General features: G+C 64.2%; 9 protein-coding genes. 3 read left to right on the forward strand and 6 right to left on the reverse strand.

Annotated features, from left to right (window positions below):
- Window positions 1-136: 136 nt before the first annotated feature.
- Window positions 137-952, reverse strand: coding sequence for a TlpA disulfide reductase family protein (locus tag QMX89_RS22160; protein WP_049861074.1), 816 nt, complete (start codon window positions 950-952; stop codon window positions 137-139).
- Between the two features lie 228 nt (window positions 953-1,180).
- Here QMX89_RS22160 and QMX89_RS22165 point away from each other — a divergent pair, with 228 nt between their 5' ends.
- On the forward strand, window positions 1,181-1,864 hold the full coding sequence (locus QMX89_RS22165) for a response regulator transcription factor (protein ID WP_049861073.1): 684 nt from the start codon (window positions 1,181-1,183) through the stop codon (window positions 1,862-1,864).
- Window positions 1,861-3,186, forward strand: a complete 1,326-nt coding sequence (locus QMX89_RS22170; RefSeq protein WP_282349904.1) for a sensor histidine kinase — start codon at window positions 1,861-1,863, stop codon at window positions 3,184-3,186. The genes QMX89_RS22165 and QMX89_RS22170 overlap by 4 nt, the downstream gene beginning before the upstream one ends.
- Before the next feature lie 11 nt (window positions 3,187-3,197).
- Here the strand turns inward: QMX89_RS22170 and QMX89_RS22175 are convergent, their stop codons facing one another.
- On the reverse strand, window positions 3,198-3,656 hold the full coding sequence (locus QMX89_RS22175; RefSeq protein WP_282349905.1) for an FAD/FMN-containing dehydrogenase: 459 nt from the start codon (window positions 3,654-3,656) through the stop codon (window positions 3,198-3,200).
- Window positions 3,657-3,802: 146 nt separating this feature from the next.
- On the opposite strand from QMX89_RS22175, the gene QMX89_RS22180 reads away from it, so the two are divergent.
- Complete coding sequence (locus QMX89_RS22180; RefSeq protein WP_282349906.1) at window positions 3,803-4,399, forward strand: DTW domain-containing protein; 597 nt, start codon at window positions 3,803-3,805, stop codon at window positions 4,397-4,399.
- Between the two features lie 3 nt (window positions 4,400-4,402).
- Here QMX89_RS22180 and QMX89_RS22185 read toward each other — a convergent pair whose 3' ends face one another.
- The 4 genes from QMX89_RS22185 to QMX89_RS22200 are packed head-to-tail and all read right to left on the reverse strand — an operon-like array spanning window position 4,403 to window position 7,698.
- Window positions 4,403-5,056, reverse strand: a complete 654-nt coding sequence (locus QMX89_RS22185; RefSeq protein ID WP_049861069.1) for an HAD family hydrolase — start codon at window positions 5,054-5,056, stop codon at window positions 4,403-4,405.
- Window positions 5,057-5,080: 24 nt separating this feature from the next.
- Complete coding sequence (locus QMX89_RS22190; protein ID WP_282349908.1) at window positions 5,081-6,070, reverse strand: ABC transporter ATP-binding protein; 990 nt, start codon at window positions 6,068-6,070, stop codon at window positions 5,081-5,083.
- A 1-nt stretch (window position 6,071) separates the two neighbouring features.
- Window positions 6,072-6,869 carry an ABC transporter permease gene (locus QMX89_RS22195; protein ID WP_049861067.1) on the reverse strand — a complete coding sequence of 266 codons (798 nt, stop codon included), beginning with the start codon at window positions 6,867-6,869 and terminating at the stop codon, window positions 6,072-6,074.
- Window positions 6,856-7,698: an ABC transporter permease subunit gene (locus QMX89_RS22200; protein ID WP_282349909.1), complete on the reverse strand. Its 843-nt coding sequence runs from the start codon at window positions 7,696-7,698 to the stop codon at window positions 6,856-6,858. Before QMX89_RS22200 ends, QMX89_RS22195 begins: the two co-directional genes overlap by 14 nt.
- Window positions 7,699-7,784 lie beyond the last annotated feature (86 nt).

The raw sequence follows: 7,784 nt of genomic DNA on the forward strand, positions 1-7,784 counted from the left end.
GGCTTGCGCCGCTGCTACAGGGTGCGCGGTCTCTGTAGCAGCGGCGCGAGCCGCGTCCGGGTTCATCGCGTTCTTTCAGGCATACCGCGTTCATCGCTGACGCGGCTTGCGCCGCTGCTACAGGGGGCGTCGGCGGTTACCGGTTTTCGAAGGCTTCCAGCGCGTGGTTCAGGCTGGCGGTCGACAGCTCGCCCAGATGACTGCCCAGCAGCTTGCCGTCGGCGCTGTAGAACAGCGTGGTTGGCAGTGCGACCGAACCTAATGCGCGGCCCAGGTCGCCCTGGCTGTCGAATGCCACCTGTTGCAGATCCAGCCCCATCGTTCCCGCAAAGCTTGTGATGATCTGCGCGGTTTCCCCGTGGTTGACGAACAGAAAACGTACCTGCGGATGGCGTTTCTGCATGTCCAGCAGTACCGGCATTTCCCGTCTGCAAGGTGGGCACCAGCTGGCCCAGAGATTGATCACCAGCGGTTGCCCTGAGTAACTGCGAAGCGCCACAGGCTCACCTGCTGCAGTGTGCAGGGTGACGTCGGGTAATTGCGCGTGGCGTTCTTGCAGGTACCACTGGCTGGCCAGACTGGTGACGGCCCAGAACATCAGGCCGCTGACCAGGCTTGTGCCCAAGGTGACCCGCGCCAGTGGGCGCCGCCAGGCATACACCAGCGCCGTCACGCCGCTGACCGCCAGCCCCGGCCACAGCAGGAAGCCGCCATCGCGGATATCGGGAATCTGCCACGGATCGGCACGGTACTGCGCCCAGTAACGCATTACGAAAGCGACGCGTGCCACCACCAGGCACAGCAGGAACAGGCGAAAGATCAGCACTTCAGGATTGCTGCCCAGCCCTCGCCGCGACATCTGCCAACCCACGACGCTGGCCAGGCCCAAGGCCAGCAGTATCAGCAGGTGATGCAGGGAAAGCGCGAATGGCCCCACGGAAAGGCTCAGCATCGGTAGGGGTCTCTTGAGGTGATGAAGCAAGTATGGCGGCACTCAGGTTAACCGACGGTTAACCCAATCCGCATGAGCCGTCCGCGGCCGCGAACGGGCAGCCCGGCCCCGACAGTCACACCGCGCTGCATTTTTCGCGGCCGATGCCCGTCGTCACGGGCGTTTGCGCGCATAATGTTGTGTTAATCACGGCCTGTCACCGTGGGCATTTATCCTTCGAGCGCTGTCATGCACGTATTGCTTTGCGAAGACGATGACCTGATCGCCAGCGGCATCGTTGCCGGGCTCAATGCCCAAGGTCTGAACGTCGATCGAGTGGCCACGGCTTCTGCCGCCCAGGCCATGCTGCAGGCCGCCAGCTTCGATGTGATGGTGCTGGATCTTGGGCTGCCCGACGAGGATGGTATCAAGCTGCTGCAACGGTTGCGCCACAAGGGCGAGGCGCTGCCGGTGCTGGTGTTGACCGCCCGCGACAGCGTTAGCGATCGGGTTGCTGGTCTGCAGGCCGGCGCCGACGACTACCTGCTCAAACCCTTCGACCTGCGCGAACTGTGTGCGCGCCTGCACACCCTGCAGCGCCGAGTGGCCGGGCGGACTCTGAACATGATCGAGCACGGCCCACTGCAGCACGATCCCAGCACCCGCCAGACCTGGCTGGCCGGCCAGGCCGTCGATCTGTCCCGTCGCGAGCAGGCGCTGTTGTACGCCCTGCTGCAGAACCGAGGCCGCGTGCTCTCCGGCGAGCAGCTCAAGGACAGTGTCTATGGCTTCAGCGACGAAGTGGAAAGCAACGCCCTGAACGTGCACATCCACCATTTGCGGCGCAAGCTGGGCAACGGCATCGTCGAAACCGTCCGCGGCCTGGGCTATCGCTTGGGGCCGGCCCAAGCCGCAGCGCAGGAACCGCAATGAGCCTGCGCCTGCGCTTGAGTCTGATTCTGGGCACGGCCTTCGTGCTGATCTGGGCGCTGGCTGCGACCTGGATGTTCCGCGACTTGCGCAGCCAGATGATGTTCTCCCTCGACCAACGCCTGGTGGCGTCGGCGCGCATGGTCGCCGGCCTGGTCGATCGGCTGCCGCAACCGTTGTCCGCGCAGGGCGAGGGCACTCGCTTCAGCGCCGATCAATGGAGCATCCCCGACGGTATCGCCTGCCAGGTCAGCTCGCTGCGTGGTGAAATCCTCGCCCGCAGCCACGGCAATGCCGATCAGGTGCTGGATGACCAGCGCACCGGTTTCCACGATCAGGAGATCGATGGCGAACACTGGCGCAGTTTCACCCTGGCTCGGGACGATGTGCGGATCACCACCGCAGACCGCGAACTGGAACGCGAGGCGTTGAACCGTTCGGTACTGCTGGCCGCTTCCGCACCGGTACTGATGGCCCTGCTGGGTAGCATCGCGATGCTCTGGCTGGGCATCGGCAAAGGCCTGGCGCCCCTCAATCGCATGTGCGAGGCGCTGCGCAAGCGCGACGTCGATGCCCTTGAACCGCTGGCGCTGAAGTCGCTGCCCAGTGAGTTGCAACCACTGCTGGAAACCCAGAACCAGCTGTTCCTGCGCATCGGCCGTACTCTGGAGCGGGAGCGGCAGCTGACTGGCGATGCGGCCCATGAACTGCGCAGCCCCTTGACCGCGATCAAGACCCACCTGCAGGTCGCCCGCATGACGGCCGGGCTCGCCCACGAACAGGCGCTGGGCCATGCCGAGGAGGGCGCCGACCGCCTGCAGCGCACCCTCGAGCAATTGCTCTTGCTGGCACGGGTCGAAGGCAGCCTGTCGTTCGACGATGGCGCACCGTGCAGCGCCGAACAGGTGGCGCGCCTGGCCATCGGCGACGCTCGCCCGGAGGACCGCTGGCGGGTCGAATTGCACGTCCCGCCGCGGCTGCCATCAATAGCCTTGGGCATGCCATCGACCCTGGCGGTACAGGCACTGCGCAACCTGATCGACAACGCGTTGCGGCACAGCCCCGATCAGGCGCCGGTCTGGCTGACGCTGGCCACGGAGCCTGGCTGCGTATGCTTCACGGTCCGTGACTTTGGCCCTGGCATCGCCGCCAAAGACCTGGAACACCTGACCCAGCGCTTCTGGCGCAGCCGTTCCAGCACCGGTTGCGGACTGGGCCTGGCCATCGTTCAGGCGATCGCCCAGCGTTGCAGCTGTACCCTGCACTTCGACAGTACCGAAGACGGCTTGCGCGTCAGCTTCAAAATCCCGTTCCGACCGGTGTGAACGGCGTTGGCTCAGCGCGCCGACAGCGCGCTGGCCAGTTGCTGCGAATCGCTGAAGGTCTTGATGTCCACCACCACGCCATCCTTGAGCTCCAGCCACTGCACGGTTTCGCGGTCGCCTTCGTAGCGCGGTGCGACGCGGCCTTCCTGGTCCAGCAGAATGCGATAGTTGAGTTTCTTCATGCCGGGAATGGCGATCCACTTGGCCACCGACGGCATGCGCTCGATGTCGGCGATATAGGCCGCATGTCGCGACTCGAGAAAGTCCTTGGGCCGTTTTTCCATGGCCGTACCCATCAACTGCGCGGCGTCCATGCTGCGCGCGACGATGATCAGTTGGGTCTCGTCGCTGAGCGAGTAGGGTTGTTCGAACTGATCGAGCAGGGTCCAGGGGGCCAGCCGTTCGCCGACTTCCGTGGCCTGGGCGGTAAGGGACAGCAAGCTGAAAAGTAATGCGCAGCAGTATTTCATTGCGGCAGGGTCCTGGGACAGTGGGGCTCACATTAGAGCGGATCGGCCACCGGGGTACAAAGGTTTAGCGGCCCGGTGCGCGACTTTTTCGCACGCGCGCGTCCGGCCCGGTATTGTCGCCACGCGGCCTCATGGCACAATTGCGTATGTCCAGACCTCAATGCCCTCGCTGCCAACGCCCTCAGGCCCTGTGCCTGTGTGCGTTGATCCCGAACCTGCCCAGCCGAACGCGGGTGCTGATCCTGCAGCATCCCAGCGAAGTCAATCATGCGCTGAATACGGCGCGCCTGGCCGCGCTTGGACTGCAGAACTGCGAGATCAAGGTCGGCGAAGTCTTCGCTGACCTGGCCCGGTGGCTGGCGCAGCCAGGCTATCAGCCCTGCCTGTTGTTTCCCGACGAGCGCAGTGAAGCTTTGAGTGTCTACGCGCCGGATGTCCAGCCAAGGTTGCTGGTGGTGCCCGACGGCACCTGGCGCAAGGCGCGCAAGCTGCTGCACCTCAACCCGTTGCTCGCCGACCTGCCCAGGGTTCAGCTGGTCGCTGCCGAGCCCTCGCGTTATCGGCTGCGCAAGGCGCCTGGTCCGGGCGCGCTGTCGACCCTGGAGGCCATCACCCAGGCCCTGGAAGTACTTGAAGCGCCGGCCTCGTTCCAGGCGCTGCTCAAGCCCTTCGACGCACTCATCGAAGGGCAGATCGCCGCCATGGGCGAAGAGGTTTATCTGCGCAACCATCAACGCCAGTAACCATCAACGCCAGTGATGAATCGGCCACCCAGCCTTTTCCGCGTGCTCGCGCAGCACCGGATCAGGATTGACCGCATGGGGGAAGGGCACTTCCAATAGCAGCGGCAGGTCGTTGCGTGAGTCCGAATAGAAGCTGGCGCCTTCCAGGGTTTCGCCCTCGTCGTGCATCCATTCGCGCAGGCGCTTGATCTTGCCCTCGCGGTAGGTCAATACGCCGACCGTATTGCCACTGTAGCTGCCGTGGTTGAGTTCCAGGTCGATCGCCAGCACGTCGTCGACACCCAGGCGCTCGGCAATGGGCTGAACCAGATGAACGCCGGAAGCGGAAATGATGAGGATGCGATCGCCGGCTGCACGGTGTGCGGCGATGGTGCGGGTGGCGTCGCTGAAAATGATCGGCTCGATGAAGTCCTCGACCCAGGGGCCGACCAGGTGTTCGACCTCCTCAGGGGAGCGCCCGAGCATCGGCTCCAGGCTGAACGCCATGTAGTCTTCCATGGCCAGCCGACCCTCGCTGTAGGCCTGCATCAACTCGTGGTCGCGTTGCATGAAGGACTCGGGGTCGACCCAGCCCAGGCGACCCATCTGCTCGCTCCAGAGTGAAGAGCAGTCGCCGTGGATCAGGGTTTCGTCGAGATCGAAAATCGCTAGAGCCATATGAAACCTCCCTTGGAAAGGTGCTCAGGCTACCGCACAAAGCGCATCCGGCCCAATCGTCAGGGACACCCGCTGGCCGTCGGGCAGCAGGTCGGCGGCGGTGCGGTTGAGCACATCCACCACCAGCAGTACGCCATGGGCCTGCACGCGGTAGCGGATCACGTTGCCCAGCAGGCTGTGGCTGCGGATTTCGCCCTCCAGCGTGCCGCTCGGACCCAGCTCGATGGCTTCCGGACGAATCGCCACCCGGGTATGGATCGGTCGCTGCAACAGGGCACTGGCCTGGGCGGCATCGAGCAGGTTGTAGTTGCCGATGAAACCGGCGGCGAAGGCGTCCGCCGGTGCCGTGTACAGGCTCTGCGCGTCGCCGCTCTGGACGATGCGGCCCTTGTTCATCAGAAAGATGCGGTCGCTCATGGTCAGCGCCTCTTCCTGATCGTGGGTGACGAAAATCGTTGTCAGCCCGAGTTCGCGCTGGATCTGCCGGATCTGTTCGCGCAGGTGCTTGCGGATGCGTGCATCCAGCGCCGACAGGGGCTCGTCGAGCAGCAGCAGACGCGGCCGGGTGACCAGCGAGCGGGCCAGGGCGACCCGCTGGCACTGCCCGCCGGACAATTGATGGGGGTAACGCTTGGCGAACTCGTCCAGTTCCACCAGCGCCAGCACTTCGGCCACGCGGCGGGTGCTTTCGGCGCCCTTGACCTTCTGCATGCGCAAGCCGAACGCGACGTTCTGTTCCACGTTCATGTTGGGAAACAGCGCATAGCTCTGGAAGACCATGCCGATGTCGCGCTTCTGAGGACCGAGCGGGGCGAGGTCCTGGCCATCGAGCAGGATGCGCCCGCCATTGATCGGCGTCAGTCCGGCGATCGCCCGCAGCAGGGTCGACTTGCCGCAACCGGACGGCCCGAGCAGGGTGATGAATTCGCCCCGTTCGATGGTGAAGCCGATATCGCTGAAGACTTCGGTGTTGCCGTAGCGCTTATCCAGTCTTTCGACGCTGACGAAGCTCATATCAGTCTTTGTCCTTGTTCAAGCGGTTCGCACCCCAGGTGAGCAGCAACACGAAGAAGAAATAGGAAATCACCAGCGCGCTGTTGAAGTGGCCGCTGCTGTTGCGCATGTTGTTCAAATAAACCTGCAGGGTTTCGTAGCGGGTGCCGACCAGCAGGTTGGCGAACACGAACTCGCCGAACAGGAACGAGAACGACAGCAGCAGGGCGATCATCAGGCCCTTGCGCAGGTTGGGCAGCACTACCAGAAACGCTGCCTGGAAGGTGCTGGCGCCCAGCAACTGGGCAGCGTCCATCAGGTCGCGCAGGTTGATCGCCTGCAGGTTGTTGGTGATGGCTCGGTACATGAAGGGCAGGGCCACGGTGAAGTAGCAGCCGATCAGGATCCACGGCGTGCCGACCATGGCCAGCGGTCCCGAGCCGTACAGGTTCAACAGGCCCACGGACGACACCACGGGCGGCACGGCGAAGGGCAGCAGGATGAGGATGTTCATCAGCGCATCCAGCCTGGGGAAGTGGTAGTGCACGGCGAACAGCAGCGGCAGGATCAGCAGCACCGACAGCACCAGCGCGCCCACGCAGACCACCAGCGATTGACCGAAGGCCTGCAGGAACCGCGGATCGCCCCACAGTTGCAAATACCATTTGAAGGTCAGGCCGCTGGGCAGAATCGACGCCGACCAACTGGTGGCCAACGAATACAGCAGGGTGCCGGCCAAGGGCAGCAGCAGGATCAGGAACAGCAGCCACACCACGACTCTGTGGTAGAGGCCGGGGGCGTTGTGTTCAGCGCGCGACATGGTAGCTCCTGCGCAGCAGCCATTGATGGGCCAGGGTGACCAGGGTCATCAGCCCCACCAGAATCATCGCCAGGGCGCTGGCCAGGTTGGGGTCCAGGCTGATGTCGCCGGCCACCATGGCGGCGATGCGGATCGGCAGCACGTTGAAATTGCCGGTGGTCAGGGCATACACCGTGGCATACGCGCCCAGGGCATTGGCCAGGAGGATGACGAAGGTGCCCAGCAGCGCCGGGGTCAGCACCGGCAGGCCGATGTAGCGCCAGTAGGCCCAGCCGTTGGCGCCGAGCAGGGCGGCGGACTCGCGCCAGTCCTCGCGCAGGGCGTCGAAGGCGGGGTACAGCAGCAGGACGCCCAGCGGGATCTGGAAATAGGTGTAGGTGATGATCAGGCCGGTCTTGGAGTAGAGGTTGAAATCATCGATCAGGCCACTCTGCTTGAGCGCCAGGGTGATCGCGCCGTTGAAGCCCAGCAGGATGATGAAGGCGAAGGCCAGCGGTACGCCGGAGAAGTTGCTGGTCATGTTGGCGAAGGCGCTGACGAAATCCCGCAGCCGCGAGTCGACCCGGCGCAGGGAGTAGGCACCGATGACGGCGATGACGATGCCGAACAGGCTCGACCAGAAACTGATTTCCAGGCTGAACTGGATGGCCTGGCGGTAGAAGCGCGAGCCGAAGGCCTTGCTGAAGTTGTCCAGGCTCCAGCCGGCATCGGTCTGCACGCTGTGGATGGCCACCCAGGCGAGGGGGGCGATCTGGAAGACGATGAAGAATAGAGCGAAGGGCGCCAGCAGGAGCAGGGCCAGGGTTCTGCCGCGGGTGGAGGTGGTCACTGCTGGAGGGCTCCGGGGTTGTGGGGTGTCAGGGGGTTGGTGGTGGGCCCTTCGCGGGCAGAGACCCGCTCCCACAGGAATTGACG

This window comes from Pseudomonas sp. PS01301 (genome assembly GCF_029960215.1).
Classification (GTDB): Bacteria; Pseudomonadota; Gammaproteobacteria; order Pseudomonadales; family Pseudomonadaceae; genus Aquipseudomonas; species Aquipseudomonas coleopterorum.

Coding starts and splice junctions, on each gene's coding strand:
- QMX89_RS22160 (WP_049861074.1), bottom strand. CDS start 952: ATGCTGAGCCTTTCCGTGGGGCCATTCGCGCTTTCCCTGCATCACCTG.
- QMX89_RS22165 (WP_049861073.1), top strand. CDS start 1,181: ATGCACGTATTGCTTTGCGAAGACGATGACCTGATCGCCAGCGGCATC.
- QMX89_RS22170 (WP_282349904.1), top strand. CDS start 1,861: ATGAGCCTGCGCCTGCGCTTGAGTCTGATTCTGGGCACGGCCTTCGTG.
- QMX89_RS22175 (WP_282349905.1), bottom strand. CDS start 3,656: ATGAAATACTGCTGCGCATTACTTTTCAGCTTGCTGTCCCTTACCGCC.
- QMX89_RS22180 (WP_282349906.1), top strand. CDS start 3,803: ATGTCCAGACCTCAATGCCCTCGCTGCCAACGCCCTCAGGCCCTGTGC.
- QMX89_RS22185 (WP_049861069.1), bottom strand. CDS start 5,056: ATGGCTCTAGCGATTTTCGATCTCGACGAAACCCTGATCCACGGCGAC.
- QMX89_RS22190 (WP_282349908.1), bottom strand. CDS start 6,070: ATGAGCTTCGTCAGCGTCGAAAGACTGGATAAGCGCTACGGCAACACC.
- QMX89_RS22195 (WP_049861067.1), bottom strand. CDS start 6,869: ATGTCGCGCGCTGAACACAACGCCCCCGGCCTCTACCACAGAGTCGTG.